The organism is Pseudoxanthomonas sp. 134C1 (assembly GCF_057773065.1).
In genome coordinates this window covers 68746-93453 of sequence record NZ_JBYMTH010000006.1, presented here as the reverse complement: position 1 = coordinate 93453, position 24708 = coordinate 68746, and the positions used below count along the sequence as shown (strand labels likewise).

General features: G+C 67.8%; 27 protein-coding genes and 2 tRNA genes. 22 read left to right on the top strand and 7 right to left on the bottom strand.

The annotated features are described in order from the left end of the window. Window positions 1-20: 20 nt before the first annotated feature. Together AC3DEZ_RS12875 and AC3DEZ_RS12870 are read right to left on the bottom strand one after the other, a co-directional pair. Window positions 21-323, bottom strand: a complete 303-nt coding sequence (locus AC3DEZ_RS12875; RefSeq protein WP_488388569.1) for a hypothetical protein — start codon at window positions 321-323, stop codon at window positions 21-23. Continuing rightward, complete coding sequence (locus AC3DEZ_RS12870; RefSeq protein ID WP_488388568.1) at window positions 320-613, bottom strand: hypothetical protein; 294 nt, start codon at window positions 611-613, stop codon at window positions 320-322. The genes AC3DEZ_RS12875 and AC3DEZ_RS12870 overlap by 4 nt, the downstream gene beginning before the upstream one ends. Window positions 614-983: 370 nt before the next feature. Here AC3DEZ_RS12870 and tadA point away from each other — a divergent pair, with 370 nt between their 5' ends. Next, complete coding sequence (gene tadA, locus AC3DEZ_RS12865) at window positions 984-1463, top strand: tRNA adenosine(34) deaminase TadA (protein ID WP_488388694.1); 480 nt, start codon at window positions 984-986, stop codon at window positions 1461-1463. 73 nt (window positions 1464-1536) lie between these two features. On the opposite strand, the gene AC3DEZ_RS12860 is transcribed toward tadA, so the two are convergent. Next, entirely contained in the window at window positions 1537-1989 is a 453-nt protein-coding gene (locus tag AC3DEZ_RS12860) for a DUF2721 domain-containing protein (RefSeq protein WP_488388567.1), read from the bottom strand. A gap of 98 nt (window positions 1990-2087) precedes the next feature. Between AC3DEZ_RS12860 and orn the strand changes: the two genes are divergently transcribed. After that, window positions 2088-2648 carry an oligoribonuclease gene (gene orn, locus AC3DEZ_RS12855; RefSeq protein WP_488388566.1) on the top strand — a complete coding sequence of 187 codons (561 nt, stop codon included), beginning with the start codon at window positions 2088-2090 and terminating at the stop codon, window positions 2646-2648. A 210-nt stretch (window positions 2649-2858) separates the two neighbouring features. Here the strand turns inward: orn and AC3DEZ_RS12850 are convergent, their stop codons facing one another. Together AC3DEZ_RS12850 and ppsA are read right to left on the bottom strand one after the other, a co-directional pair. After that, window positions 2859-3809, bottom strand: a complete 951-nt coding sequence (locus tag AC3DEZ_RS12850; RefSeq protein ID WP_488388565.1) for a mechanosensitive ion channel family protein — start codon at window positions 3807-3809, stop codon at window positions 2859-2861. Window positions 3810-3819: 10 nt separating this feature from the next. Continuing rightward, the gene (ppsA, locus tag AC3DEZ_RS12845) at window positions 3820-6210 is read right to left on the bottom strand and encodes a phosphoenolpyruvate synthase (protein ID WP_488388564.1); all 2391 of its coding nucleotides are present in this window, start codon (window positions 6208-6210) and stop codon (window positions 3820-3822) included. A 129-nt stretch (window positions 6211-6339) separates the two neighbouring features. On the opposite strand from ppsA, the gene ppsR reads away from it, so the two are divergent. Both ppsR and AC3DEZ_RS12835 read left to right on the top strand, forming a co-directional pair. After that, window positions 6340-7179 (top strand): posphoenolpyruvate synthetase regulatory kinase/phosphorylase PpsR, encoded by an 840-nt coding sequence (gene ppsR, locus AC3DEZ_RS12840; RefSeq protein ID WP_488388693.1) that lies wholly within the window; start codon window positions 6340-6342, stop codon window positions 7177-7179. Between the two features lie 128 nt (window positions 7180-7307). Beyond that, on the top strand, window positions 7308-7796 hold the full coding sequence (locus AC3DEZ_RS12835; protein WP_488388563.1) for a DUF1249 domain-containing protein: 489 nt from the start codon (window positions 7308-7310) through the stop codon (window positions 7794-7796). Between the two features lie 181 nt (window positions 7797-7977). Here AC3DEZ_RS12835 and AC3DEZ_RS12830 read toward each other — a convergent pair. After that, window positions 7978-8053: transfer RNA gene (locus AC3DEZ_RS12830), tRNA-Glu, on the bottom strand. A 58-nt stretch (window positions 8054-8111) separates the two neighbouring features. Next, a tRNA-Ala gene (locus AC3DEZ_RS12825) sits at window positions 8112-8187 on the bottom strand. A gap of 137 nt (window positions 8188-8324) precedes the next feature. Here AC3DEZ_RS12825 and AC3DEZ_RS12820 point away from each other — a divergent pair. From AC3DEZ_RS12820 to AC3DEZ_RS12735, 18 genes are read left to right on the top strand one after another with little or no spacing between them, the layout of a single operon-like run. Further along, on the top strand, window positions 8325-9065 hold the full coding sequence (locus tag AC3DEZ_RS12820) for a beta-ketoacyl synthase chain length factor (protein ID WP_488388562.1): 741 nt from the start codon (window positions 8325-8327) through the stop codon (window positions 9063-9065). Further along, a complete protein-coding gene (locus AC3DEZ_RS12815) occupies window positions 9058-9825 on the top strand; it encodes a lysophospholipid acyltransferase family protein (protein ID WP_488388561.1) in 768 nt (255 codons plus the stop codon). The genes AC3DEZ_RS12820 and AC3DEZ_RS12815 overlap by 8 nt, the downstream gene beginning before the upstream one ends. A gap of 28 nt (window positions 9826-9853) precedes the next feature. Then, entirely contained in the window at window positions 9854-10114 is a 261-nt protein-coding gene (locus AC3DEZ_RS12810; RefSeq protein ID WP_447102307.1) for a phosphopantetheine-binding protein, read from the top strand. Between the two features lie 22 nt (window positions 10115-10136). After that, a complete protein-coding gene (locus AC3DEZ_RS12805) occupies window positions 10137-10391 on the top strand; it encodes an acyl carrier protein (protein WP_141452713.1) in 255 nt (84 codons plus the stop codon). A gap of 18 nt (window positions 10392-10409) precedes the next feature. Further along, window positions 10410-10964 (top strand): COG4648 family protein, encoded by a 555-nt coding sequence (locus tag AC3DEZ_RS12800; protein WP_447102306.1) that lies wholly within the window; start codon window positions 10410-10412, stop codon window positions 10962-10964. Continuing rightward, window positions 10957-12630 (top strand): ApeI family dehydratase, encoded by a 1674-nt coding sequence (locus AC3DEZ_RS12795; protein ID WP_488388560.1) that lies wholly within the window; start codon window positions 10957-10959, stop codon window positions 12628-12630. Before AC3DEZ_RS12800 ends, AC3DEZ_RS12795 begins: the two co-directional genes overlap by 8 nt. 3 nt (window positions 12631-12633) lie before the next feature. Then, complete coding sequence (locus AC3DEZ_RS12790) at window positions 12634-13386, top strand: glycosyltransferase family 2 protein (RefSeq protein WP_488388559.1); 753 nt, start codon at window positions 12634-12636, stop codon at window positions 13384-13386. Continuing rightward, a complete protein-coding gene (locus AC3DEZ_RS12785; protein ID WP_488388558.1) occupies window positions 13383-14336 on the top strand; it encodes a lysophospholipid acyltransferase family protein in 954 nt (317 codons plus the stop codon). Before AC3DEZ_RS12790 ends, AC3DEZ_RS12785 begins: the two co-directional genes overlap by 4 nt. Beyond that, complete coding sequence (locus AC3DEZ_RS12780) at window positions 14314-15873, top strand: HAL/PAL/TAL family ammonia-lyase (protein WP_488388557.1); 1560 nt, start codon at window positions 14314-14316, stop codon at window positions 15871-15873. The genes AC3DEZ_RS12785 and AC3DEZ_RS12780 overlap by 23 nt, the downstream gene beginning before the upstream one ends. Then, window positions 15860-16282, top strand: a complete 423-nt coding sequence (locus AC3DEZ_RS12775) for an acyl-CoA thioesterase (RefSeq protein ID WP_447102301.1) — start codon at window positions 15860-15862, stop codon at window positions 16280-16282. The genes AC3DEZ_RS12780 and AC3DEZ_RS12775 overlap by 14 nt, the downstream gene beginning before the upstream one ends. Beyond that, entirely contained in the window at window positions 16279-16911 is a 633-nt protein-coding gene (locus AC3DEZ_RS12770; protein WP_488388556.1) for a LolA family protein, read from the top strand. Before AC3DEZ_RS12775 ends, AC3DEZ_RS12770 begins: the two co-directional genes overlap by 4 nt. After that, on the top strand, window positions 16904-19297 hold the full coding sequence (locus AC3DEZ_RS12765) for an MMPL family transporter (RefSeq protein WP_488388555.1): 2394 nt from the start codon (window positions 16904-16906) through the stop codon (window positions 19295-19297). The genes AC3DEZ_RS12770 and AC3DEZ_RS12765 overlap by 8 nt, the downstream gene beginning before the upstream one ends. Then, window positions 19294-20526: an NAD(P)/FAD-dependent oxidoreductase gene (locus AC3DEZ_RS12760; RefSeq protein ID WP_488388554.1), complete on the top strand. Its 1233-nt coding sequence runs from the start codon at window positions 19294-19296 to the stop codon at window positions 20524-20526. The genes AC3DEZ_RS12765 and AC3DEZ_RS12760 overlap by 4 nt, the downstream gene beginning before the upstream one ends. Continuing rightward, entirely contained in the window at window positions 20514-21059 is a 546-nt protein-coding gene (locus AC3DEZ_RS12755) for a DUF3261 domain-containing protein (protein ID WP_488388553.1), read from the top strand. Before AC3DEZ_RS12760 ends, AC3DEZ_RS12755 begins: the two co-directional genes overlap by 13 nt. After that, window positions 21056-22246: a beta-ketoacyl-ACP synthase gene (locus AC3DEZ_RS12750; RefSeq protein WP_488388552.1), complete on the top strand. Its 1191-nt coding sequence runs from the start codon at window positions 21056-21058 to the stop codon at window positions 22244-22246. The genes AC3DEZ_RS12755 and AC3DEZ_RS12750 overlap by 4 nt, the downstream gene beginning before the upstream one ends. Then, window positions 22246-22725 (top strand): hotdog family protein, encoded by a 480-nt coding sequence (locus tag AC3DEZ_RS12745; protein WP_488388551.1) that lies wholly within the window; start codon window positions 22246-22248, stop codon window positions 22723-22725. Before AC3DEZ_RS12750 ends, AC3DEZ_RS12745 begins: the two co-directional genes overlap by 1 nt. Then, on the top strand, window positions 22722-23456 hold the full coding sequence (locus tag AC3DEZ_RS12740; RefSeq protein WP_447102294.1) for a 3-ketoacyl-ACP reductase FabG2: 735 nt from the start codon (window positions 22722-22724) through the stop codon (window positions 23454-23456). The genes AC3DEZ_RS12745 and AC3DEZ_RS12740 overlap by 4 nt, the downstream gene beginning before the upstream one ends. Next, complete coding sequence (locus tag AC3DEZ_RS12735; protein ID WP_488388550.1) at window positions 23453-24697, top strand: beta-ketoacyl-ACP synthase; 1245 nt, start codon at window positions 23453-23455, stop codon at window positions 24695-24697. Before AC3DEZ_RS12740 ends, AC3DEZ_RS12735 begins: the two co-directional genes overlap by 4 nt. Window positions 24698-24708: the final 11 nt, after the last annotated feature.

Here is a 24708-nt window from a genome sequence, read left to right as displayed (position 1 = left end):
AAAGGTGGAGGACGCGTGGATCAGGCAGGCACGAATTCCCAGGACGCCTGACGTATCCCGGGACGAAGGCGCAGGCGACGCAGGCGGCGGAGCAGTTCGCGGCGCGTGTCGACGGGAACGTCGAGATAGAACACCCAGGGCGCCGTGGCACGGCTGCGATGACAGGCATGCAGGCGCAGGCACCGTTGGCGGATGCTCATGCGCAACCAGCGTTCCACCCGCGGATGCAGGCCGACCTGCACGCACAGGCTGATCCGGATCTGGCGGGGGCCGTCCCGGCGGACGACGGCGGCGTTGGCCGCGCCGGAGGTGGTGACGCTCATGCTGGTTCCCGCGCGGTCGTCGCCACGTGGCCGCCGACCGAAAGAACTTCCGGACATGCCGCGGGCCGTGCCAGTCGACGCAAATCGCGGCTCAACGAACCGGGAAGGGCCTGGCGGACCCGGATGCCTGCATCCGCGGGCAGTTGGGCCAACGCTTCGGCGACCAGCCGGGGCGGACAGGACGCCAGCGCGCCGGCGAAGACGTCGCTGCCATGCGCGGTCAGCAGGCGGGAAGGGCGTTGGAACAGCAGCGCCGCGCGCAACGCGGCGTGGATACGGGTGTTGTCCATGACATGACCTCGGCGGATCCCCCGTCGGGCCCGTCATTGATCAGGCGCGGAAGGGAATGCGAACGGTGAATTCAGAGAGAAAGGAGAACGGCGGCCGGGTGCGGCAGCCTGGGTCGGGATCCATGTCCGTTGCCTGCGTGAGAAGGAGTGCGAGATGCGATGGAAGCGTGGACGTCGGCTTGACGTTCGTTGCCGCCGGAGAAAATTATCGGCAGCGCCGGATGGCAGGAACAGCCTGCCTTGGCGTTCCCGTCGCAACCGTTGGTGCGTGCCGGATATACGTAGGCATATGCGCGCGGTGCCGGTCGCGTTGACGCTGGCCGCCCGCATCGACCACGATGTCGGCCTTCCGCTGAGCGAATCGCACCCGATGGCCACGCATGACGACGATATCCGCTGGATGCAGCACGCGCTGGCGCTGGCCGAGCGGGCTGAACGCGAGGACGACGAGATTCCGGTGGGTGCCGTGCTGGTGGATGCGGACGGGCAGGTGCTGGGCGAGGGCTGGAACCGCAACCTGGCCGAACACGACCCCAGCGCGCATGCGGAGATCGTCGCCATGCGTCGCGCCGGGCAAGCGCTGGGCAACCACCGGCTGGTCGGCACGACCCTGTACGTCACCCTGGAGCCCTGCGCGATGTGCGCGATGGCGATGGTGCATGCGCGGGTCGCGCGGGTGGTCTATGGCGCCACCGATCCGAAGACCGGCGCCTGCGGCAGCGTGTTCGATCTGCTGGCCGATCCGCGCCACAACCATCGCGTGGAGGTGCGGGGCGGGATACTGGGAGACGAGGCCGGTCGGCGTTTGACCAATTATTTCCGCGCCAAGCGCGGCCGTCCGCTGCGGTAGAGCGGCGCCTGCTCCGCCGCTTTCTGACCCCTCCAGGGAGCGGCCTGGCACCAGCGGAGCAAGCGCCGTCGTCCTACCGGCGCTTGACGTGCCGGTGATCCATTTCCTCGTTGATGGCGGTCACCGCGAGGGTGGATTCACGCGCCAGCAACAGGCTGGCGGCGAGCATCGCCAGAACCCCGGCCGCGGCCAGCCAGGTGGGCAGGCTGCCCAGCCGGTGACCGAGAAAGGTGTCCACCGCCACCGCCAGGCTGGTGCCGACGAAACAGCTGATGGCCACATACAGCAATTGGCCGGCGCGCAGGATGATCAGGCTGCGGCGGCGCTGCAGGCGGATGCGCATCTCGTAGAGCTGGCGCTCGTGCTCGTCCTCGATGTCGACCAGCTCGCGCAGCAGGGTGCGGGCGCGGTCGATGATCCGGGCCAGGCGGTTGTTGGCGGACAGCAGCAGGGAGGCGGTGGCGGTCAGGAAGAACGCGGGCGCCAGCATCGCGGTCAGGACGGCGTAGTGCGCGAAATTGTTCATGGGCCGGTCGTGGTGGGCGTCTGCGTTATGATGACATCACGCGGATTTCCCGCAACGCGCCGGAGATTTCCGGCTTCATCCTTCCGACGGACAGGTGCATGGCAGCCAGCAACGCGAACAACGACCGACTCATCTGGATCGACCTGGAAATGACCGGGTTGGATACAGGCGGAGACTCCATCCTGGAAATCGCCACGGTGGTCACCGATTCGCAGTTGAACGTGCTGGCCGAGGGGCCGGAACTGGCCATCGCCCATCCGCTGGAGGCGTTGGAGGCGATGGACGACTGGAACCGCAACCAGCATCGCAAGTCCGGATTGTGGCAGCGGGTCGTGGACAGCCAGGTCAGCCTGGGCCAGGCCGAGGCACTGACCGTGGCCTTCCTGACCGAATGGGTGCCGGCCAACGCGTCGCCGATGTGCGGCAACTCGATCTGCCAGGACCGCCGCTTCCTGCATCGCCTGATGCCGCGGCTGGAAAAGTACTTCCACTACCGCAACCTCGATGTCAGCACCCTGAAGGAACTGGCGCGCCGCTGGGCCCCGCCGGTGCTGGAAGGCGTGCGCAAGCAGGCTGCGCACACCGCGCTCAGCGACGTACGCGATTCCATCGAGGAACTGCGCCACTACCGCAAGCACCTGGCCGAACTGGCCGGCTGAGGCGCGCTTTCCCTGCATCTGTACCTGTGGGAGCGACGTGAGTCGCGATGGCCTCGTTCGGAAAGTACCCGGTCGCGGCTGACGTCGCTCCTGCATGGAGCAATCGGCTGTAGGAGCGACGTCAGTCGCGACCCGATAGATCATCAACACCGAACCGTCGTCCCCGGTGAAGTAATCGCGACTGACGTCGCTCCCACAGGAACCGGCGGGTCAGGGGGCGGACGTGGTCGGCGACGGCGCCACATCGCCATCGTCGGCGACGGCGCGGGTGACCAGGTTGGTCAGCGGGGTGCCGTCGGCATTGTGATGGTAGACGTGCAGATCACGCTGCGGATACGGGATGTTGAGGCCGTGGCCGATGATGTCGGTGCGCACGGCTTCGGTCAGCTGGCTGCGGGCGTCACCGAAGTCCTTGGTCTTCACCCAGGCCTGCAGGGTCAGATCGACACTGCTTTCACTCAGCTTGCTCACCATGACCGCCGGCGCGGGATCCGCCAGCACCAGCGGGTTGGCGTGCGCCAGTGACAGCAGCACATTCTTGGCCTGCTTCAGGTCATCGTCGTAGCCGACGCCGACCAGGATGTCGACGCGGCGGCGCGGCTTGGCAGTGAAATTGATGATCGGCGCGGTGGTGATCATGCTGTTGGGCAGCACGATCAGGCGATTGTCGAAGGTGCGCAGGCGGGTCTGGAAAATACGCACTTCCTCGACCACGCCCTCCAATCCGGCGGCCTGCACATGATCGCCGTCGCGGAACGGCCGCAGCACGATCAACATCACCCCGGAGGCGATGTTGGACAGCGAATCCTTGAGCGCCAGGCCCACCGCCAGGCCGGCGGCGCCGACCACCGCCAGCACCGACGTGGTGGGCACGCCGATCTTCTGCAGCGCGGCGATCAGCACCACCACCATCATCACCGCATAGCAGACATTGCGGAGGAAGCCGGCGAGGGTGGCTTCGACGCCCCCCCGGGTCAGCGCGCGGTACACGATCCGGCTGATCCATTTGGACAGCCAGTAGCCGACCAGCACGATGGCGGCGGCGATGGCCCAGTTGGCGAGCACCGCCCCCCAGTCGATCGAACTCCAGTCGAACGCGCGGGGGGCGGAGGGCGTGGACGCCGCGGGGGGCGTCTTGGTCGGGAGCGTGATCAGGGCCATGCGGCCCGGATTATGACGCTTTTCGCTTTGCCAGACGCAGCCAGGTATCGACCACGGTGTCCGGATTCAGCGACACCGACTCGATGCCTTCCTGCATCAGCCACTCGGCCAGATCCGGGTGATCGGAAGGGCCCTGGCCGCAGATGCCGACGTACTTGCCCTTGGCGCGCGCGGACTGGATGGCCAGCGACAGCAGCTTCTTGACCGCCGGGTTCCGCTCGTCGAACAGGTTGGCGACGATGCTGGAATCGCGATCCAGGCCCAGGGTCAGCTGGGTCAGGTCGTTGGAGCCGATCGAGAAGCCATCGAAGATGTCCAGGAATTCGTCCGCCAGCAGCGCGTTCGAAGGCACTTCGCACATCATGATGATCTTCAGTCCCGGCTTTCCGGCGGTCGCGCCATCACCCTGCTTCAGGCCGTGGCGGGCCAGCACCTCGACCACCTTGCGGCCTTCCTCCAGGGTGCGCACGAACGGGATCATCACCCACAGGTTGTCCAGGCCCATCTCGTCGCGGACCTTGCGCACCGCGCGACATTCCAGCGCGAAGGCCGGTTCGAACGAGGCATCGACGTAGCGGCTGGCGCCACGGAAGCCGATCATCGGGTTCTCTTCATGCGGTTCGTAGCGGGTGCCGCCGATCAGGTTGGCGTATTCGTTGGACTTGAAATCCGACAGGCGCACGATGACCGGATTCGGCGCGACCGAGGCGGTGATGGTGGCGATGCCCTCGGCCAGGCGATCCACGTAGAAGCTCACCGGGTCCGCGTAGCCGGCCATCTTGGCGTCGATCTTGCGACGGGTATCCAGGTCCTGGCGGTCGTATTCCAGCAACGCCAGCGGATGCACGCCGATGTGGCTGGCGATGATCATTTCCAGTCGGGCCAGGCCGATGCCGGCATTGGGCAGCTGGCCGAAGTCGAACGCGCGCTCCGGGTTGGCGACGTTCATCATGATCTTCAGCGGCGCCGGCGGCATATTGTCCAGATCGGTCGTCGTGCGCTCGAAGGGCAGGGCGCCGTCATAGATGAAGCCGGTATCGCCTTCCGCGCAGCTGACCGTCACTTCCACGCCATCGGCGATGCTGTCCAGCGCGTTGCCGGTGCCGACCACGGCCGGCACACCCAGTTCGCGGGCGATGATCGCCGCATGGCAGGTGCGGCCACCGCGGTTGGTGACGATGGCCGAGGCGCGCTTCATTACCGGTTCCCAGTCCGGATCGGTCATGTCGGCGACCAGCACGTCACCGGCCTGCACCCGGTTCATGTCTTCCAGCGAACGCACCACGCGGGCCACGCCGCTGCCGATCTTCTGGCCGATGGCACGCCCCTCGGCGATGACCGTGCCGCGCTTTTCCAGCGCGTAGCGTTCGATCTGGGTGGCCTTGGCACGCGACTTCACCGTCTCCGGTCGCGCCTGCACGATGAACAGCTTGCCGCTGACGCCGTCCTTCGCCCATTCGATGTCCATCGGACGGCCGTAGTGCTTTTCGATCACCAGCGCCTGCTTGGACAGTTCCTGCACGTCGACGTCGGAAATGGAGAACTTGCCGCGCAATTCGGCGGGGGTGTCCTCGTTGCGCACGCGCTCGCCCGGCCTGTCCGAATAGACCATGCGGATCTGCTTGCTGCCCAGGGCGCGGCGCAGGATCGCCGGCTTGCCCTGCGCGAGGGTGGGCTTGTAGACGTAGAACTCGTCCGGATTCACCGCACCCTGCACGACGTTCTCGCCCAGGCCGTAGCTGGCGGTGACGAACACCACCTCGCGGAAGCCGGACTCGGTGTCCAGAGTGAACAGCACGCCGGAAGATCCCACGTCCGAGCGCACCATCAGCTGCACGCCCGCGGACAGGAACACGTCCTCGTGCTTGAAGCCGTGGTGCACGCGGTAGGCGATGGCGCGATCGTTGTACAGCGAGGCGAAGACTTCCTTCACCTTGTGGACCACGTCTTCCGCGCCGGTGACGTTGAGGAAGGTTTCCTGCTGGCCCGCGAAGCTGGCGTCGGGCAGGTCCTCGGCGGTGGCGGAGGAACGCACCGCGACCGCGACTTCGCCGCCGCCGTTTTCGGCGCAGAGCTGCGCGTAGGCGTCGCGGATGTCCTGGTCCAGATCGGGCTGCAGCGGGGCATCGATGACCCAGCCGCGGATCTCGCGGCCTGCGGCGGTCAGGGCCGGCACGTCCTCGACGTCCAGGGTGGCGAGCTTGTCGAAGATCCGCTTGGACAGGTCGTTGTGGGTGATGAACGCCTTGAACGCCTCGGCCGTGGTCGCGTAGCCGCCCGGCACGGACACGCCCAAGCCAGCCAGATGGCCGATCATTTCGCCAAGCGAGGAATTCTTGCCGCCGACGCGGGCAAGGTCGGACAGGCGCAACGCATGCAGCCAGAGGATGTTCTCGTTCAAGCGTTAAGCTCCAAAGCTGACCGTGCGCCGCGCCGAGACCATCGGCCGGGCCGTGTCCGTGGGGAAAGAGGCGATATGATGCTATGCAATACCAATTGCAGACAAGCTTGATCTGAAGGGGGTTTCATGATGAATCCGGACCAGCCCGGCCTGGTGACCCGGCCGGTGTTCTACGTCTCCGATGGTACCGGCATCACCGCCGAGACCATCGGTCACAGCCTGCTGACGCAGTTCACCGGTTTCCGCTTCCAGACCGATCGCATTTCCTTCGTGGACGACGAGGAAAAGGCCCGGGACGCCGCCGACCGCATCCGCCGGGCCGGGGTCGCGCTCGGAACCCGGCCGATCGTGGTCAATTCCTGCGTGGATCCGGCCCTGAGCGGGGTGCTGGCCGAGAGCGGCGCCCTGATGCTGGACGTGTTCGCGCCGTTCATCGAGCCGCTGGAGCGCGAGCTGGGCACGCCCCGGCAATCGCGGGTGGGCCAGGCGCACGGACTGGTGGATTTCGAGACCTATCATCGCCGCATCAACGCGATGAACTTCGCCCTGACCCACGACGACGGCATCGCGCTGGAGTACGAAGAAGCCGACGTCATCCTGGTGGCCGTGTCGCGCGCGGGCAAAACCCCGACCTGCGTGTATCTGGCGCTGCACTACGGGATACGCGCGGCGAACTATCCGCTGACCGATCAGGATCTGGAAACCGATCGGCTGCCGCCGCGCCTGCGGGCGTATCGGCGCAAGCTGTTCGGGCTGACCATCGATCCCGACCGCCTGCACCAGATCCGGCAGGAGCGCCGCCCCAATTCCCGCTACGCGCAACTGGATACGTGCAAGCGCGAAGTCGCTTCCGCCGAGGCGATGTTCCAGGTGGAGCGCATTCCGACCCTGAGCACGACCAACAAGTCGATCGAGGAAATCTCCAGCAAGGTGCTGTCCACGCTGGGGCTGCAGCGCGAGATGTTCTGAGACGGGGAAGGGGCCTGAAATGGCCGGAAATGACCGTGGAATCCCGTGACGGGAAACCTTAACTTAGGCTTCCCGGGCGATGCCGTCAATGCTGCCGCGAGCCGCGGCCAGCGTGTAGCATCGGACCCATGCAACCGCCCTCCACCGACCGCCAGGCCCGCATTCCCAAGCTCAGCCGCTTCGGCTGGCTGATGGCGCTGTATGCGGAAAACCATGCGCGGCTGATGCGTCTGTTCGCGCCGGATCATCTGACCGCGGGTACCTACCTGTCTTCGGTCGGGGACGGCCTGGACGTGCGCCTGGAGGTGATCGAGACCCATCGCTACACGGTCGAGCTGCGGATTACCTACGACCTGCGTGATCCGCTGACCGGCGAACCGGATCCCTCCGCCTTCGTGCGCCTTTACCGCGACGCGCATCAGGCCGAGGCCACCCACTGTTATGTGGGCCGACGCTGGCAGGATGTGATCGGTCTGTACCCGCCACCGGCGGAAGTGATCAGCCATCGCATGCGCATGAACACCTTTCTCGGCAAATGGCTGGAGTACCTGGCCGAGCAGGGGCATGGAGTGGCGACGCTGAAGGCAGTGGAAAGCGCGGCGCTGGATGCCGCTTAGTGGTACGCGCCTCGCAGACACGTTGCGATGAAACATTGGCGGAAGGGTGGCGCATCGTCGCGTTGCACAAGCGGGCCTGATTCACGCCGGAAAGACGGGCGGCATTCCGGTTACCCATTCGAACAGCAAGACAAAAACAATCAGGGCCCGGTTTCCCGGGCCCTGATTGCTTCTTCAAAATTGGCGTCCCCACGGGGATTCGAACCCCGGTCGCCACCGTGAAAGGGTGATGTCCTAGGCCTCTAGACGATGGGGACGCGTTTGAAACTTTGCCGCTTAAGTTTTTCTTTCCAGACGGCCTAATGCCTGGAAAGTTGGTGGAGCCAGCCGGGATCGAACCGGCGACCTCTTGCATGCCATGCAAGCGCTCTCCCAGCTGAGCTATGGCCCCACGCGGCGGGAGAGGCGAAATTGTAGGGAGAGCCTTGGCGACTTGCAAGTATTCGTGAAAAAAAAATTTCACGGTGGCGGATTCGGGGCACATCCGTTGGAATAGGCGCTCGCAGAAAACAGGCGGTACGCAGCATCGTGAATATTCAGTTCACCATCGCCGAGTGGGCCGCCTGGGCGCCCGGACTGGAGACGGCCGAGGCCTGGCGGGCGTGGGCACGGAAACCCTTCATTCCGGTCGGCGACGGCACACCGGCCCTGGGCGAAGTGCCGGCCATGCAGCGGCGGCGCATCGATCGCCTGGGCCGGATGGCCATCCAGACCGCCTATTGGTGCCAGCGCGCGGAAGCGGAAGGCATTCCGTTCGTGTTCGCATCGCGGCATGGCGACGTGGCCTGCTCGGTGCAACTGCTGGAAGCGCTGAGTCGGCGGGAAACCCTGTCGCCCACCAGTTTCGGCCTGTCCGTGCACAACGCGATCGCCGCGCTGTATTCAATCGTGCGGGGAGAACGCGGGAACTATCTGGCGCTGGCGGCGGGGCGGGCCACCCCGGAAACGGCGCTGGTGGAGGCGGCCGGGCTGCTCGGGGACGGCGCGCCGGAGGTATTGGTGGTGATCTACGACGCGGCCCTGCCCGAGGTCTATGCCGATTTCAGGGACGAGCCCGACCCCTTCCATGCCTGGTGCTGGCGGGTGGCGCCCGCGGATCGGGAAGGCATCCGCGTCTCCCTTGCCTGCGGGGCGGGTACGGAAACCGGGCAGGCGCCGCCAGCGGACCTGCCGCACGGCCTGGAAGTCCTGCGTTTCCTGCTGACCGGATCCGGGGCATTGCGGCACCGGGTGGACGCCCAGCAGTGGGAGTGGCGCCACGGTGGGTGATCGCCTGAACCACCTCTGGCGGGTGCTCGGCACCGGCCTCAGTTTCCTGGCGTTCGGCCTGGGCGGGCTGGTCCTGCGGGTACTGGTGTTCCCGCCCATGCAATGGTTAGTGCGCGACCCGCGGCGGCGGCGGCGACTGGTCCGGCGGACCGTGCAGCGCAGTTTCGCCGCGCATGTGGAGCTGATGCGCCGGCTGGGGCTGCTGACCTACGAGATCCGTCACCGCGAGCGCCTCCAGCGCGACGGGCTGTTGATCCTTGCCAACCATCCCACCCTGATCGATGTGGTGTTCCTGGTGTCGCTGCTGCCGAACGCCGACTGCGTGGTGAAATCGGCGGTGGCCCGGAATCCCTTCATGCGGGGGCCGGTCCGGGCCGCGGGTTACGTATCCAACGACGACGGCGCCGGGCTGGTGGAGGATTGCATCGCGGCGGTGAAGGCGGGGGGCAATCTGGTGATCTTTCCGGAAGGCACGCGGACCGTCCGCGGGCAGCCACCCAGGCTGCAGCGCGGTGCCGCCAACATCGCCGTCCGGGGCCGTCTGGACGTGACGCCGGTGAGGTTGAGCTGCACGCCGATGACGCTGGGGAAAGGGGAGAAATGGTATCGTGTGCCCACGCGCCGGTTCCATGTGGTGGTGGACGTTCAGGAAGACCTGCCAGTCGCACGGTTCCTGAATGCCGCCGAGCCCGGAACCGGAGGGGACGCGGCAGCCGCCAGGCGGCTCACCGACTATTTGACGAACTTTCTTTTTGTTTGACGACACCTTTTTCGGAGAGAGGAAACGCGTGCAGGCACTTGAGCACGAGATCAAGGAATTGATCATCACCGCCCTGTCCCTCGAGGACATCGGTCCCGATGACATCGACACGGCGGCGCCGCTGTTCGTCGAGGGACTGGGGCTGGATTCGATCGATGCGCTCGAACTGGGCCTGGCGCTGCAGAAGCGCTATGGCGTCAGCCTGTCGGCGGACTCGCAGGAGACCCGCCGGCACTTCGCCAGCGTGCGCGCGCTGGCCGAATTCGTGGCATCGCAGCGGGCGGCGTGACGTACGCGGCGAGGGGAGAGACATGACCAAGAACGAACTATTCGATCGGATCGCCACGATCCTGCACGACACTTTCGAAATCGATCCGGCGAAGATCACGCCGGAATCGCGCCTGTACGACGATCTGGACATCGACAGCATCGACGCGGTCGATCTGATCGTCCAGCTCAAGCCGCTGCTGGGCCGCAACCTGCAGCCGGATGCGTTCAAGACCGTCCGCACGGTGCAGGACGTCGTCGACGTGCTGTATGGCCTGATCCGCGACCAAGCCGCCTGATCAAGGCGCGGCGCGTTCATGGCGAACCGGGTCCGCGCGGCATTGTTCATCGCGCTGTCGCTGGCCTATCCGCTGGTCGTCTATCTGGCGCTGGGCCGGTTCGAGCCGCGCTGGCTGGCCCTGCTGCTGATGGCGTTGGCGCTGCTGCGCGCGCTGGCCACCCGCCAGCCGGTCTGGCTGGCCGCGGCGGGCGGGGCGGCAATCCTGGCCGGGCTGACCACGCTGTTCAACGATGCGCTGCCGCTGAAGCTGTATCCGGCGCTGGTCAACGCGGTGATGCTGGTGGTGTTCGCGGTGAGCCTGCGGTTTCCACCCACGGTGGTGGAGCGCATCGCCCGCCTGAGCGAACCGGATCTGCCGCCGCGCGCGGTCGCCTACACCCGACGGGTCACCCAGGTGTGGTGCGTGTTCTTCATCTTCAATGGCGCGCTGGCGCTGGCAACGGCTCTATGGACCACCGATCGCGTCTGGGCGCTCTACAACGGCGGCATCGCCTATCTGCTGATGGGCGCGCTGTTCGCGGGCGAATGGCTGGTGCGGCAGCGCGTGCGGGCGGCGCACCGGCATGAGTGAGTGGTTGCCGCTGGATCGCATCGCCGTCCAGCCCCGCGTGGGGCGGAAGGTGGGCCCCGGGTGGGAGCATCCGGCGTTCCGGGCCAGCGTGCTGGAGTGGCGGACGGCATTCGCAGAAGCCGGGGGAGAGGACTGGGCACTCTGTTTCGACGATGCCCTGGCATTCGCCGCCGCCCTCTTCGGTGCCTGGCACGCGGGCAAGCGGGTGTTCCTGTGCGCCGACAACCTGCCCGCCACGCGTGAACGCCTGGCGGGCCAGGTGGATGGGTTCGCGGGCGATTTCCCGGACGGTGGTCTGGTGGCCGCGGCGTCGGCGGGCGAGCAGGATCTGCGGCCCCTGGATGAAGCGGCGGCCCGGCTGGTGGTGTTCACCTCCGGCAGTACCGGTGAACCCGTGGCCATCGAAAAGCGTCTGGATCAGCTGGCGCGGGAAGTGGAAGCGCTGGAGGCGGCCTTCGGCGCCGACGCGGGAACCGCCACGGTGCATGGCACGGTGTCGCACCAGCATATCTACGGGCTGCTGTTCCGGGTGCTCTGGCCGCTGGCGTCCGGCCGGCCGATCGCGCCGCGGACCTTCTTCCATGAGGATCTGCTGGCCGCCTTGGCCGTGCAGCCTTCGCTGCTGGTGGCCAGCCCGGCGCACCTGAAACGGTTGCCGCAACAACTCGATTGGAACGCCCTGCGGGGGAAGTTGCGGGCCGTGTTTTCATCCGGCGGCGCGCTGGCGGCGGAAGCCGCGCTGGAAGCCCGCGAGCGATTGGGCGTGGCCCCCACCGAGATTTACGGCAGCAGCGAGACCGGCGGCATCGCCTGGCGCCGCTGGGACAGCGAACTGCCGTCCTGGCGAGCCTTGCCCGGTGTCGACTGGCGCATCGACGACGGACGCTTGCAGGTGCGCTCGCCGCACCTGGCGCAGGCACGGGACTGGTGGACCAGTGAAGATCAGGTCAGCGCGGAAGGCGGCGGGTTCCGACTGCTCGGGCGCGCGGACCGGATCGTCAAGATCGAGGAGCGCCGGGTATCGCTGGACGCGCTGGAACGGGACATCGGCATCCATCCGGGAGTCGCCGAGGCGCGCGTCTGCGTGCTGCCCGGCACGCGTGACGCGTTGGTGGCGGTGGTGGTGCCCAGCGAGGCGGGCTGGGAACTGTTGCGTGGCCAGGGGCGGCGCGCGTTCTCGCAGCTGCTGTCCCAGCATCTGGCCAGTCGACACGACGCGGTGATCCGACCGCGGCGCTGGCGTTACGCCGCGGCCCTGCCGGTGAACGCGCAGGGCAAGGTCACCGAGCGCGCGCTGACCGCGCTGTTCCGGCCCGAGCGCCCGGAACCGCATTGGCGCGTGCGCGAATCCGCGGTCGCCGAACTCGAGCTGGATCTCGATGCGGATCTGGCGGTGTTCGACGGCCATTTCCCGCAGGCGACGATCCTGCCCGGCGTGGCGCAACTGGATTGGGCGATCCGGTTCGGCCGCGAAGTATTCCCGATGCCGCCGCGGTTCCTGCGCATGGAGGCGCTGAAGTTCCAGCGGGTCGCGCGCCCCGGCGATCGCATTCGCCTGCACCTGCAATGGGCCGCGGAAAAGGCAACTTTGGCCTTCCAGTACACCTCCGCGCATGGTCCGCATGCCAGCGGCCGGGTGGTGTTCGGCGCGCAGGCGGAGAGCTGAGCGATGCAGGACGAACGCATGCTGGTGATCATTCCGGTGTTCGATCACGAACACGCGATCGGCGCGATGGTCGGGGGCGTGCTCGCCACCGGCCTGGACTGCCTGCTGGTGGACGACGGTTCCGGTCCGGCCTGCGCGCAGGTGCTGGATGAACTGGCCCGGGCGCATGCGCCGCGTGTGCGACTGCTGCGGTTTGCCCGGAACCAGGGCAAGGGCGGCGCGGTAATGGCGGGCTTTCACGAAGCCGCGCGGCTGGGAGCCAGCCACGCCTTGCAGATCGACGCCGACGGGCAACACGATCCCGGCGACATTCCGCGTTTCGCCGAGGCTTCGCGGAAGCAGCCGGACGCGATCATCTGCGGCGTGCCCGAATACGACGACAGCGTGCCCAAGGGGCGCCTGTATGGACGCTACCTGACCCACGTCTGGGTCTGGATCAACACGCTGTCGTTCGCCATCCGCGATTCGATGTGCGGCTTTCGCATCTATCCGCTGGCGCCGGTGCTGGCGCTGATGGCACAGGAGCCGATCGGACGGCGGATGGATTTCGACGTCGAGATCATCGTGCGGCTGTTCTGGCGTGGCATGGCGGTGATCAATCTGCCGACCCGGGTGACCTATCCCAGTGACGGCGTGTCGCATTTCGATGTCTGGCGCGACAACGTGCGGATCAGCCGCATGCATGCGCGGCTGTTCTTCGGCATGCTGCGGCGCCTGCCGCGCTGGCTGCTGCGCGGCCGGACGATGCCCGCGTGAGCGACGCCGGACAACCGCACTGGGCCGACATCGCCGAGTCCACCTCGGTGGCTGGCGTGCGCTTCCTCTGCGGCGTGCACCGCTGGCTGGGACGCTGGCCGTTCCGGCTGTGCGTCTACCCGGTCGTGTTCTTGCACTGGCTGGGCAATGGCACCGCGCGCGCCGCGTCGTTGCAATACCTGCGTCGGCTGCATGCACACGATCGCGGCGTGTTCGGCCGCGAGCCCGGCGCCCGGCGCAGCCTGCGCCATTTCTTCATGTTCGCCGAGACCCTGCTGGACAAGATCCTGGCGATGGGCCACCGATATCCGGAGCAAAAGGTCACCACCCACCGCGACGTGATGATGGCGATGGTCGCGCAGCGCCGTGGCGGGCTGATCATCACCGCCCACATCGGCTGCCTGGAACTGTGCCAGGCGCTGGCCGATCGGGTTCCGGGCTTCCGGCTCACGGCGCTCGTGCATACCGCACACGCCGCGCGTTTCAACCGGTTGCTGGATCGGCTGGATCCGGCCAACGGCGTGCGCCTGATGCAGGTGACCGAACTGGGGCCGGCCACCGCCACGGTGCTGGCCGAGCGCATCGCCGCCGGCGAGTTCGTCGCCATTGCCGGCGACCGGGTGCCGTTGCAGGGCGGGCGCAGCGTGCGGGTGCCGTTCCTGGGACATACGGCGGCGTTTCCGATCGGCGCCTACGCGCTGGCGTCGGCGCTGGGATGCCCGGTATTCACGATGGCTTGCACCCATGCCGGCGATGGTTACGAAGTCCGGTTCGAGCCGTTCGCGGAGGTCGTGCGCCTGCCACGCGGTTCGCGCGACGCGGCGCTGGCGGAACATGCCGGACGGTTCGCACAATGGCTGGAGCGCCAGTTGGTCGGCGCTCCCTACGACTGGTTCAATTTCTTCCCCTTCTGGGATCAGGTTACGCATGACGCTTCCCCCCGAGAGTGACGCCGGCGCGGTCCGGTTCGGCGATGCCCCGCTGCGCATCGAGGACGTGACGGCGCTGGCGCGCCGGCGGCGCGAGGCCCGCCTGTCCGATGACGCCGGTTTCCGCGCGCGGATCGCGCGCGGCGCCGACTTCCTGGATCGCGTGCTGCGCGAAGACGGCGTCATCTACGGCGTGACCACCGGGTACGGCGATTCCTGCACGGTCAACATTCCGCCGGAACTGGTCGCCGAACTGCCGCACCATCTCTACACCTACCACGGCTGTGGTCTGGGGCGGTTCCTCGACGCCGAGGAAACCCGCGCGGTGCTCGCGGCCCGGTTGGCATCGCTGGCGCGCGGCATGTCCGGGGTCAGCCAGGGCCTGCTGGACGGGCTGGAGAACCTGCTCCGGCACGACGTGCTGCCGCTGATTCCGGCGGAAGGCTCGGTGGGCGCCAGCGGCGACCTGACCCCGCTGTCCTACGTGGCGGCGGTGTTGTGCGGCGAGCGCGAGGTCATCCATGCCGGCGTGCGCCGCCCCGCCGCCGAGGCGCTGGCGGAGATCGGCATGGCACCGCTGAAGCTGCGGCCGAAGGAAGGGCTGGCCATCATGAACGGCACCGCGGTGATGACCGCGCTGGCCTGCCTGGCCTGGGAACGGGCCGATTACCTGGGCCGGCTGGCGACACGACTGACCGCGCTCAACGTACTGGCCAGCGACGGCAACGCGCACCACTTCGACGAGGTGCTGTTCGACGCCAAGCCGCATCCCGGTCAATCGCGAACCGCCGCGCGCCTGCGCCAGGATCTGCACAGCGACCGCCCGCCGCGCAACGAGCAGCGCCTGCAGGACCGCTATTCGCTGCGCTGCGCGCCACACGTGATCGGCGTGCTGGAAGACGCGCTTCCGTTCTTCCGCCAGTTGATCGAAACCGAGCTCAACAGCGCCAACGACAATCCGCTGATCGATCCCGAGCGGGGCCAGATCCTGCACGGCGGACATTTCTACGGCGGCCACATCGCCTTCGCGATGGATGCGATGAAGAATGCGGTCGCCAATCTGGCCGACCTGCTGGATCGCCAGCTGGCGCTGCTGGTGGATACCCGGTTCAACCACGGGCTGCCGTCCAACCTGTCCGCCGCGACCGGTCCGCGCGCGGCCATCAACCATGGTCTGAAGGCCCTGCAGATCAGCGTGTCGGCGTGGACCGCCGAGGCGCTGAAACTGACCATGCCGGCCTCGGTGTTCTCGCGCTCGACCGAATGCCACAACCAGGACAAGGTCAGCATGGGCACGATCGCCGCACGCGACTGCCTGCGCGTGATCACGCTGACCGAGCAGGTGGTCGCGGCCATGCTGATCGCCGCGCGCCAGGCGGTGGAACTGCGCGCCCGGGCCGGTGGTTCGGCCGCGTTCGGCGAACAGGCCGCGGCGATGTACGCGGATCTGCGCGGGCGCATCGCCCTGGTCGAGGAAGACCGCGCGCTGGATACCGAACTGCGTGCGCTGTGCGGGGACGTCCGTGAGCGGCGCTGGAGCCTGTATGCCGACGCCTGACCTGTCCCGCGAAATCGCGCTCTCGCCCGCATTTCACGATTGCGACCCCATGGATGTGGTCTGGCACGGCAACTACTTCAAGTATCTCGAACTGGCCCGCTGCGCGCTGCTCCAACGGTTCGACTACGACTATCCGCAGATGCAGGCTTCCGGCTTCCTGTGGCCGGTGGTGGATGCACGCATCAAGTACATCCGCCCCCTGCGCTATGCGCAGCCACTGGTGGTGCGTGCGGAAATCGTGGAGTGGGAGAACCGGCTGAAGCTGGAATACGCCATCCGCGACGCCGAATCCGGACAGGTCCTGACCCGCGCCCACACCCTCCAGGTGGCGGTCGATGCCGCTTCAGGCGAGATGCTCTATGTGTGTCCGCCGGTGCTGTGGGAACGGCTGGGAGTGCAGGTCGCATGAAACGGTGGTCGGGCTTTCTGTTGTCATCGGTACTGGCGCTGGCCGCGATCACGTGGCCGCCGCCCGCCCGCGCCGCGGACGATCTGGCGGTGGTCAAGCAGCGCGTCGCCCAGGTGGAAGTGCTGCGCGGGCGGTTCGATCAGGAAAAGCGGATCACCGGCTTCAGGAACCCGCTGCGCTCGCAGGGCCGGTTCGTGGTGTCGCGCCAGCAGGGCGTGATCTGGGCCACGGAAAAACCGTTCCCGTCCGAGGTGGTGATCACCCGCGACCGCATCCTCAGCCGCCAGCGCGACGGCAGTCAGCGGGTCGAGGTGGACGGACGCGAACAACCGGCGCTGCGTTCGGTCAACGCGATGATGTTCGCGTTGGTCAGCGGCGATGTCGGGGCCTTGTCCTCGCGCTTCGACACCCAGGCGCAGGCGCTGCCGGACAACGGTTGGCGGCTGAGCCTGAAGCCACGCTCGGCGGCGCTGGCGAAAGCGTTCGCGCGGATCGTGCTGAGCGGTGATCGCTACGTGCGCGAGGTGCGGATCGAGGAGGCCAACGGCGACAGCACCCAATTGCGTTTTTCCGAACTGAAGGACGCTCCGGCCAGCCTGAGTGCGGACGAGGCGCGCTGCTTTGACTGAAGGCCTGGACGCCCGGGATCGACGCTGGCGCGCGGGCTGGCGCTGGCTGGCCCTGCTGTGGCTGGGAGTGGTGGTCGCGGTCGCGGTGCACCAGTGGCGGTTCTGGCAGCACCCGCCCATTGACAGCGACATCCTCGCGCTGCTGCCGCGGGCCGCCGACGATCGTGTGCTGGCCGATGCCACCGAACGCATCGCCGATGCCGGCGCGCGCCAGATCGTGGTGATGCTGGGCGCCTCCGAACCGGCGCGGGCGCAACGGGCCGAAGCGGCGTTCCGGCGCTCGCTGGCGGGCGAGGACGTCGCACGGTTGCCGTTCGCGCCGGCTGACAACGCGGCGGACTGGTTCCCAAAGGCGCAGGCGTTCTACGCGCCGTACCGGAATCGCCTGCTGACGCCCGCGCAGCGCGGCCAGTTGGCGGAAACCGAGGTTGGCGCCTTCGCCGAGCAGGCGCTGGCGGCGCTGTACGGACCGATGGGCGCGCCGCGCCTGACGGAGTGGCGACAGGATCCGCTGGGCCTGTGGCCGCAATGGTGGCAGGCGCGCGCGCAGGCGTCGGGCCTGAGTGTCGGCGAGGACGGCCTGCTGGAGAAGGACGGCCTGCACTGGAGTGTGCTGACGTTCCAGACCCGTGCCTCCGCGTTCCGGCTCGACGGCGAACGCATCATCCAGGATGCGCTGGATCGCGCCGGCGCCACCGCGCGCACGGCCGAGCCTTCGGTGCGCGTGCTGCGCGCGGGCGTGCCGCTGCATGCCGAGGCGGCGGCGGTGCAGGCCAACCGCGAAATCAACACCATCGGCTGGGGCTCGCTGGCGGCGGTATTGCTGCTGGTCTGGTTGTCGTTCCGTTCGTTGCGCCCGATTCTGCTGGTGGCCGCCTCGCTCGTGGTCGGTTGCGCGACCGCGCTGTCGGTGACCGCGCTGGTGTTCGGTCAGGTCCATCTGCTGACCCTGATTTTCGGCGCCAGTCTGGTCGGCGTGGCCGAGGACTACGGCATCCACTGGTTCGCCTCGCGCCAGGGCGTGGCGGCGGAGCGGCGCTGGACCCTGCTGCGCCATCTGCTGCCCGGCCTGTGGCTGGCGTTGGCGACCAGCGCGCTGGCCTATCTGGCATTGGGGCTGGCGCCGTTTCCGGGGCTGCGGCAGATGGCGCTGTTCTCGGTGGTCGGATTGACGGGAGCGTTCCTGACCGTGATCTGCCTGTTTCCCTGGCTCGACGGTGGTCAGGTTCGCGACACGCGTTTCTCGCAGGTGATTGGCCATTCGCTGGACCGCTGGCCGCGCGCGGTTCGCAGCCGTGGCTGGATGGTGGCGGGCGTATTGCTGGCGGTGGTACTGGTCGCCGGCCTGCTGCGCGTGCGCGGCGATGACGACCTGCGCAGCCTGCAATCCTCGCCGCCGGCGGTGATGACCCAGCAGATCGAAGTGGGGCGACTGCTGGGGATGCCGAGCCCGGCGCAGTTTTTCCTGATTCGCGCCGGCGACGCCGAAACCCTGCTGCAACGAGAAGAGGCCCTGACCGCACGCCTGCGCAAGCTGGAAGCCGATGGCCGCATCGGCGGCCATCGCGCGATCAGCGACTGGCTGCCGTCGCAGCGCCGGCAACAGGCCGATGCCGCGCTGACCGGACGGGTGGAGAGCGCGGTGATGACGCAGGTTGGACAGGCCCTGGGAGAATCGCTGGCGCGACCGGATTTCAGCGCCACGGCCCTGCGGCCCGAGGCATGGCTGGCTTCGCCGGTGTCCGCGCCGTTCCGCCACCAGTGGCTGGGGCAGGTGGGCGGGCAATTGGCCAGCGTGGTGCTGATCGATGATCTGGGACGCGACGGTGCGCTGGCGTTGCTGGAGCAACAGGCCGCGCAGCTGCCCGGTGTGCGCTGGGTCGACCGCACCGCCGACTTCTCGCGCCTGCTTCGCCACCATCGCCACCTGATGAGCGGTTTGCTGCTGGCCGGTGCGGTACTGGTGTACGCGCTGCTGTGGTGGCGCTATCGCGCCGGCGCGTGGCGGGTGATGCTGCCGACGCTGCTGGCCGGCGCGCTGACCGTGGCGCTGCTGGGCCTGGCCGGGCAGCCGCTGCAGCTCTTCAACGTACTGGCCCTGCTGCTCTTGCTCGGCATGGGCATCGATTACGGCATCTTCCTGACCGAACACCGTGGCGACGCCAGCGCGTGGATGGCGGTCTGCATCGGCGCAGCCAGCACCTGGCTGTCATTCGGTTTGCTGGCCCTGTCGGCCACGCCGGCGCTGCGCGCCTTCGGTCTCACGCTGCTGCTGGGCATCGGCCTGGTCTGGCTGGTTTCACCGTTGTTCCGCCCATCGGCGCGCCCGTCGGCCCGCCCATCGGCCAGTCCCCGTCCATCCACGAACACGAGTCCTACGGAATGAAAGTCGAACAAACGGAAATCCTCATCATCGGTGCGGGCCCGGCGGGCTCGGTGGCGGCGGCGATGCTGCGCCAGCAGGGGCGCAGCGTCCTGATCCTGGAGCGCGAGCAGTTCCCGCGCTTCTCCATCGGCGAGAGCCTGCTGCCGCAGAGCATGGAATACATCGAAGCCGCCGGCCTGTTGCGGGACGTGGTGGAAGCCGGCTTCCAGTACAAGAACGGCGCCGCGTTCGTGCGTGGTGAGCGCACCACGCAGTTCGATTTCCGCGACAAGTTCTCGCCGGGCTGGGGCACCACCTACCAGGTGCAGCGCGCCGACTTCGACCACGTGCTGGCCAAGGGCGCGGAGCGGATGGGTGCGGAGGTCCGCTACCGGCACGAGGTGCTGGCGGCCGAACCGGGCGAGCGCCCGCGGGTGACCGTGCGCTCGCCGGAGGGCGAGATCTACCAGGTCGAAGCGGACTTCATGCTGGACGCCAGCGGCTTCGGTCGCCTGCTGCCCAAGCTGCTGAAACTGGAATCACCATCGAATTTTCCGGTGCGCGGGGCCATCTTCACGCACGTTCGCGACCACATCGCGCAGGATGCCGGCTTCGATCGGAACAAGATCCTGATCACCACCCACCCCGAGCACGTCGACGTATGGTATTGGACCATCCCGTTCTCCAATGGCTGCTGCTCGCTGGGCGTGGTCGCGGAAATGGAGTTCCTCAATCGCTATCCGGGCACGGAGCTGGAGCGCCTGCAGGCGATCGTCGGCGAGGATCCCAACCTCACCCGGTTGCTGAAGAACGCCGAGTGGGCGGTGCTGCCGGTGCGCCAGATCACCGGTTACTCGGCCAACGTGAACTCGCTGTGGGGATCCGGCTACGCCTTGCTGGGCAACGCCGGCGAATTCCTGGATCCGGTGTTCTCCTCGGGCGTGACCATCGCGTTCAAGTCGGCGCAGTTGGCGGCCGACTGCCTGCGGCGCCGGTATGCGGGGGAAACCGTGGACTGGGAAAACGACTATTCGATACCACTGCGCGCGGGCGTGCAGACGTTCCGCCGTTTCGTGGAAGCCTGGTACGAAGGCGGCTTCCAGAAGATCATTTTCCATCCTGACCAGCAGCCGGAGATTCGTCGCATGATCTGCTCGATCCTGGCCGGCTATGCCTGGGATACCCAGAACCCCTATGTCGCCGACACCGGCCGCCGCCTGCGCGTGCTGGAGGAACTGTGCGACGCCTGATCGTCCTGTTGGGGATGCTGTGCCTGCTGGCCGCCTGCGCGCATCGCGCGCCGGCGCCGGCGGTCGCGTTGCCGGCGTTGCGGCTGGCGCCGGCCGCGCTGGGCGAGCCGCTGGCGGTGCAGCAGCGCCTGCATTTCGAGTTTGGCGCGCAACAACGCGATCTGGATGCCTTGCTGGAAGTGGATGCGCAGGAAGTGCGGCTGGCCGTGCAGGCGCTCGGCCAGTCCGGCGTGCGCCTGCAATGGGACGGCCGGGAATTGCGACAGCAACGCGCGCCCTGGTTGCCGCCGGCGGTGCGCGGCGAGCGTGTGCTGGACGATCTCCAGTTCGCGCTGTGGCCGGTGGATGCCGTGCGCGGTGCGTTGCCGGCCGAATGGCGGGTGGAGGACGACGGACGCGAACGGCGGTTGCTGCGGGACGGTACCGCCTGGCTGGTGCTCATCCGCGAAGCGCCGGATCGTCTGCGGCTGCGCAATCTGGCCGAAGGCTACGCGCTGGACATCCAGACGGTGGGTGGAGAACCGGTCCCGTGAGCACCGCGTCGGTCTTCCTCAACGAACTCGGCATCACCTGCGCGCTGGGACGCGGACCTGACGCGGTCGCCGCGGCGCTGTTCGCCAGCGATTCGCCGGCGGGGGCCGGCGTCAGCGAGGCGCTCACGCCGGGACGCCCGCTGGTGCTGGGCACGGTGACCACGCCGTTGCCGGATCTCCCGGACTGTCCGCTGCAACTGCGGGGACGCAACAACGCGCTGCTGCGCGATGCGTTCGCCCAGATCGCACCCGCGGTGGCCGCCGCGATCGAACGCCATGGCGCGGATCGCGTGGCGGTGGTGCTGGGAACCAGCACCTCGGGCATCGGTGAGTCCGAACAGGCATTGCCGTTCAAGCACGCGCATGGCGTGTGGCCTGCCGGGTTCCACTATGCCCAGCAGGAAATCGGCACGCCGGCGCGGTTCATCGCCGCCGAGGCAGGCGTGCATGGTCCGGCCTGGACCATTTCCACGGCCTGTTCCTCCAGCGCCAAGGCGCTGGCCTCGGGTGCGCGGCTGTTGCGCGCGGGCATCGTCGACGCGGTGATCGCCGGCGGCGCGGATTCGTTGTGCCGCTTCACCATCGACGGCTTCAGCGCGCTGGAATCGGTGTCGGCCGCCCGCTGCAACCCGTTTTCGCGTCATCGCAACGGCATCAACATCGGCGAGGGCGCGGCGCTGTTCCTGATGACCCGTGATTCCGGCCCTGTACGGCTGGCCGGGTGGGGCGAGACCGCCGACGCCCACCATATTTCCGCGCCGGAGCCGCAGGGCGTGGGTGCAATCGCGGCGATCCAGCAGGCGTTGGCGCGCGCGGGCCTGCACGCGGACGACATCGACTACGTCAACCTGCACGGGACCGCCACCCCGCAGAACGACGCGATGGAAAGCCGCGCCGTCGCCGCGACGATGCGGCCCGATACACCCGTGAGTTCGACCAAGCCGCTGACCGGACACACCCTGGGCGCGGCGGGCGCGATCGAGGCCGGGCTGTCCTGGCTCGCGCTGGCCGCCAATCCCGAACATCGACTGCCGCCGCACTGGTGGGATGGCGAGGCGGATCCGGAGCTGGCGCCGCTGCGCTTCGCCGTCCCCGGTGAACGCGCCGCGTGTCCGCTGCGGCATGTGCTCAGCCATTCGTTCGCGTTTGGCGGGAGCAACGCCGTCCTGTTGCTGGGAGCCGGATGATGCAGGGCGACAGCATCCATATCGCGCATCCGCTGTACGACATCGAACGGGTCATCCCGCATCGCGGCACCCTGCGCCTGATCGACCGCCTGCTCGGCTGGGACGAGGACCGGGTGGCGGTCGAGGTGCGGGTTCCGGCGGACGGACCGTTCAGCGAGGAAGCCGGCGTCCCGGCCTGGGTCGGAGTGGAGTACATGGCCCAGGCGATCGCCGCCTGGGCCGGCTGCCGCGCCCGCCAGGCCGGTGGCGAGCCGAACATCGGCTTCCTGCTGGGCACCCGCCGGTACCAGTCCATCTGGCCCCATTTCCCGGCCGGCACCCTGCTGCGGGTGGAGGCGATTCGCGAGATGTTGGGCGACAATGGCCTGGGGATGTTCGCCTGCCGGATCGAGGCGAACGGGGACGAAATCGCAAGCGCCAACGTGTCGGTGTTCGAACCACCGGACGCGATGGCCTATCTGGAGAACGAGCAAGCATGAGTGGAGACTCGACGGTCCTGGTTACCGGGGCCAGCCGTGGCATCGGGCGCGCGATCGCGCTGCGTGCCGCGCAGGACGGGTTTGACGTGGTGGTGCACTACCGCAGCCGGGGGGAGGAAGCCGAGGCCGTGGCCGCGGAGATCCGCGCGATTGGCCGGCAGGCGCGGGTGATGGGTTTCGACGTGGGCGATCGCGCCGCCGCCGCGCAGGCGCTGGAAGCCGACGTCGCCGCGCATGGCGCGTACTACGGCGTGGTCTGCAATGCGGGCATCGCGCGCGACAACGCTTTCCCGGCGATGAGCGGGGAGGACTGGGACGCGGTGATTCACACCAATCTGGACGCGTTCTACAACGTGCTCAATCCGCTGACCATGCCGATGGTGCGCCGACGCAAACCCGGCCGCATCGTGACCCTGTCGTCCGTGTCCGGCCTGGTCGGCAATCGCGGGCAGGCCAATTACAGCGCCGCCAAGGCCGGCATCATCGGTGCGACCAAGGCGCTGGCGCTGGAACTGGCCAGTCGCGAGATCACCGTCAACTGCGTCGCCCCCGGATTGATCAACACCGAGATGGTGGCCGGCGAAGTGGCCGAGGAAGCGCTCAAGCTGATCCCGATGCGCCGCATGGGCCAGCCGGAGGAAGTCGCCGCGGTGGTGGCGTTCCTGCTGTCGCCCGCGGCCGCCTATGTGACCCGCCAGGTCATCTCCGTCAATGGAGGGTTGATCGGATGAGCGATACACGACTGAAACGCGTGGTGATCACCGGCGCTGGCACGATCAGCCCTTTGGGCAACGACTGGTCCAGCGTGCATCTGCGCCTGCGCGAATGCCGCAACGCGGTGCGCCACATGCAGGACTGGGATGTCTACGAGGGCCTGAACACCAAGTTGGCCGCGCCCGCCGCCGAATTCGAACTGCCCGCGCACTACAACCGCAAGACCACCCGCAGCATGGGCCGGGTCGCGCTGATGGCGGTGCGCGCCACCGAGCTGGCGCTGGAACAGGCCGGCCTGCTGGGCGAGCCGTTGCTGCGCAGCGGCCGGGTGGGGGTGTCCTACGGTTCCTCGGCCGGTACTCATAGCGCAATCGGTGACTTCGGCCGGATGCTCAACGAGCACACCACTGACGGCATCAACGCCACCACCTATCTGAAGATGATGAGCCATACCGCGCCGGTGAACATCGGCGTGTTCTTCGGCCTGACCGGCCGGGTCATCACCACTTCCAGCGCCTGCACCTCGGGCAGCCAGGGCGTGGGTTCCGCCTACGAGGCGATCCGCTTCGGCAAGCAGATCGCGATGGTCGCCGGTGGCGCGGAACAACTCGACGCCACCGCCGCAGCGGTGTTCGACACCCTGTTCGCCACCAGCGTGCGCAACGACGATCCGCAGACCACGCCGCGGCCGTTCGACGCCGACCGCGACGGCCTGGTGCTGGGCGAGGGTGCCTGCACGCTGATCCTGGAAGAACTGGAGCATGCGCGCGCGCGGGGCGCGAACATCCTGGCTGAAATTGTGGGTTATGGCACCAACAGCGATGGCCAGCACGTTACCCAGCCCAGCGCCGACACCATGGCCGAAGCGATGCGGCTGGCGCTGGAAGACGCCGGCTTGACGCCGGACGCCATCGACTACGTCAACGCGCACGGCACCGCCACCGACCACGGCGACATCGCCGAGACCACCGCGACCGCGCAGGTATTCGGTCCGCGCATTCCGATCAGTTCGTTGAAGAGCTACGTCGGCCACACCCTGGGCGCCTGCGGCGCCTATGAAGCCTGGGCCACCATCGAAATGATGCGCGAGGGCTGGTTCGCCCCCACGCTGAACCTCGACTCGCGCGATCCGCGTTGCGCCGACCTGGACTACATCACCGGCGAAGGACGCGAGTTGCGGGCCGAACACGTGATGAGCAACAACTTCGCCTTCGGCGGCATCAACACCTCGCTGATCTTCCGCCGCTGGCAGGACTGATACCGTTTTTC

Bases quoted from the DNA above. Each gene is read 5' to 3' on its own strand.
- AC3DEZ_RS12875 (WP_488388569.1), bottom strand. From the start codon at position 323: ATGAGCGTCACCACCTCCGGCGCGGCCAACGCCGCCGTCGTCCGCCGG.
- AC3DEZ_RS12870 (WP_488388568.1), bottom strand. From the start codon at position 613: ATGGACAACACCCGTATCCACGCCGCGTTGCGCGCGGCGCTGCTGTTC.
- tadA (WP_488388694.1), top strand. From the start codon at position 984: ATGGCCACGCATGACGACGATATCCGCTGGATGCAGCACGCGCTGGCG.
- AC3DEZ_RS12860 (WP_488388567.1), bottom strand. From the start codon at position 1,989: ATGAACAATTTCGCGCACTACGCCGTCCTGACCGCGATGCTGGCGCCC.
- orn (WP_488388566.1), top strand. From the start codon at position 2,088: ATGGCAGCCAGCAACGCGAACAACGACCGACTCATCTGGATCGACCTG.
- AC3DEZ_RS12850 (WP_488388565.1), bottom strand. From the start codon at position 3,809: ATGGCCCTGATCACGCTCCCGACCAAGACGCCCCCCGCGGCGTCCACG.
- ppsR (WP_488388693.1), top strand. From the start codon at position 6,340: ATGAATCCGGACCAGCCCGGCCTGGTGACCCGGCCGGTGTTCTACGTC.
- AC3DEZ_RS12835 (WP_488388563.1), top strand. From the start codon at position 7,308: ATGCAACCGCCCTCCACCGACCGCCAGGCCCGCATTCCCAAGCTCAGC.
- AC3DEZ_RS12805 (WP_141452713.1), top strand. From the start codon at position 10,137: ATGACCAAGAACGAACTATTCGATCGGATCGCCACGATCCTGCACGAC.
- AC3DEZ_RS12800 (WP_447102306.1), top strand. From the start codon at position 10,410: ATGGCGAACCGGGTCCGCGCGGCATTGTTCATCGCGCTGTCGCTGGCC.
- AC3DEZ_RS12795 (WP_488388560.1), top strand. From the start codon at position 10,957: ATGAGTGAGTGGTTGCCGCTGGATCGCATCGCCGTCCAGCCCCGCGTG.
- AC3DEZ_RS12790 (WP_488388559.1), top strand. From the start codon at position 12,634: ATGCAGGACGAACGCATGCTGGTGATCATTCCGGTGTTCGATCACGAA.
- AC3DEZ_RS12780 (WP_488388557.1), top strand. From the start codon at position 14,314: ATGACGCTTCCCCCCGAGAGTGACGCCGGCGCGGTCCGGTTCGGCGAT.
- AC3DEZ_RS12775 (WP_447102301.1), top strand. From the start codon at position 15,860: ATGCCGACGCCTGACCTGTCCCGCGAAATCGCGCTCTCGCCCGCATTT.
- AC3DEZ_RS12770 (WP_488388556.1), top strand. From the start codon at position 16,279: ATGAAACGGTGGTCGGGCTTTCTGTTGTCATCGGTACTGGCGCTGGCC.
- AC3DEZ_RS12760 (WP_488388554.1), top strand. From the start codon at position 19,294: ATGAAAGTCGAACAAACGGAAATCCTCATCATCGGTGCGGGCCCGGCG.
- AC3DEZ_RS12745 (WP_488388551.1), top strand. From the start codon at position 22,246: ATGCAGGGCGACAGCATCCATATCGCGCATCCGCTGTACGACATCGAA.
- AC3DEZ_RS12740 (WP_447102294.1), top strand. From the start codon at position 22,722: ATGAGTGGAGACTCGACGGTCCTGGTTACCGGGGCCAGCCGTGGCATC.
- AC3DEZ_RS12735 (WP_488388550.1), top strand. From the start codon at position 23,453: ATGAGCGATACACGACTGAAACGCGTGGTGATCACCGGCGCTGGCACG.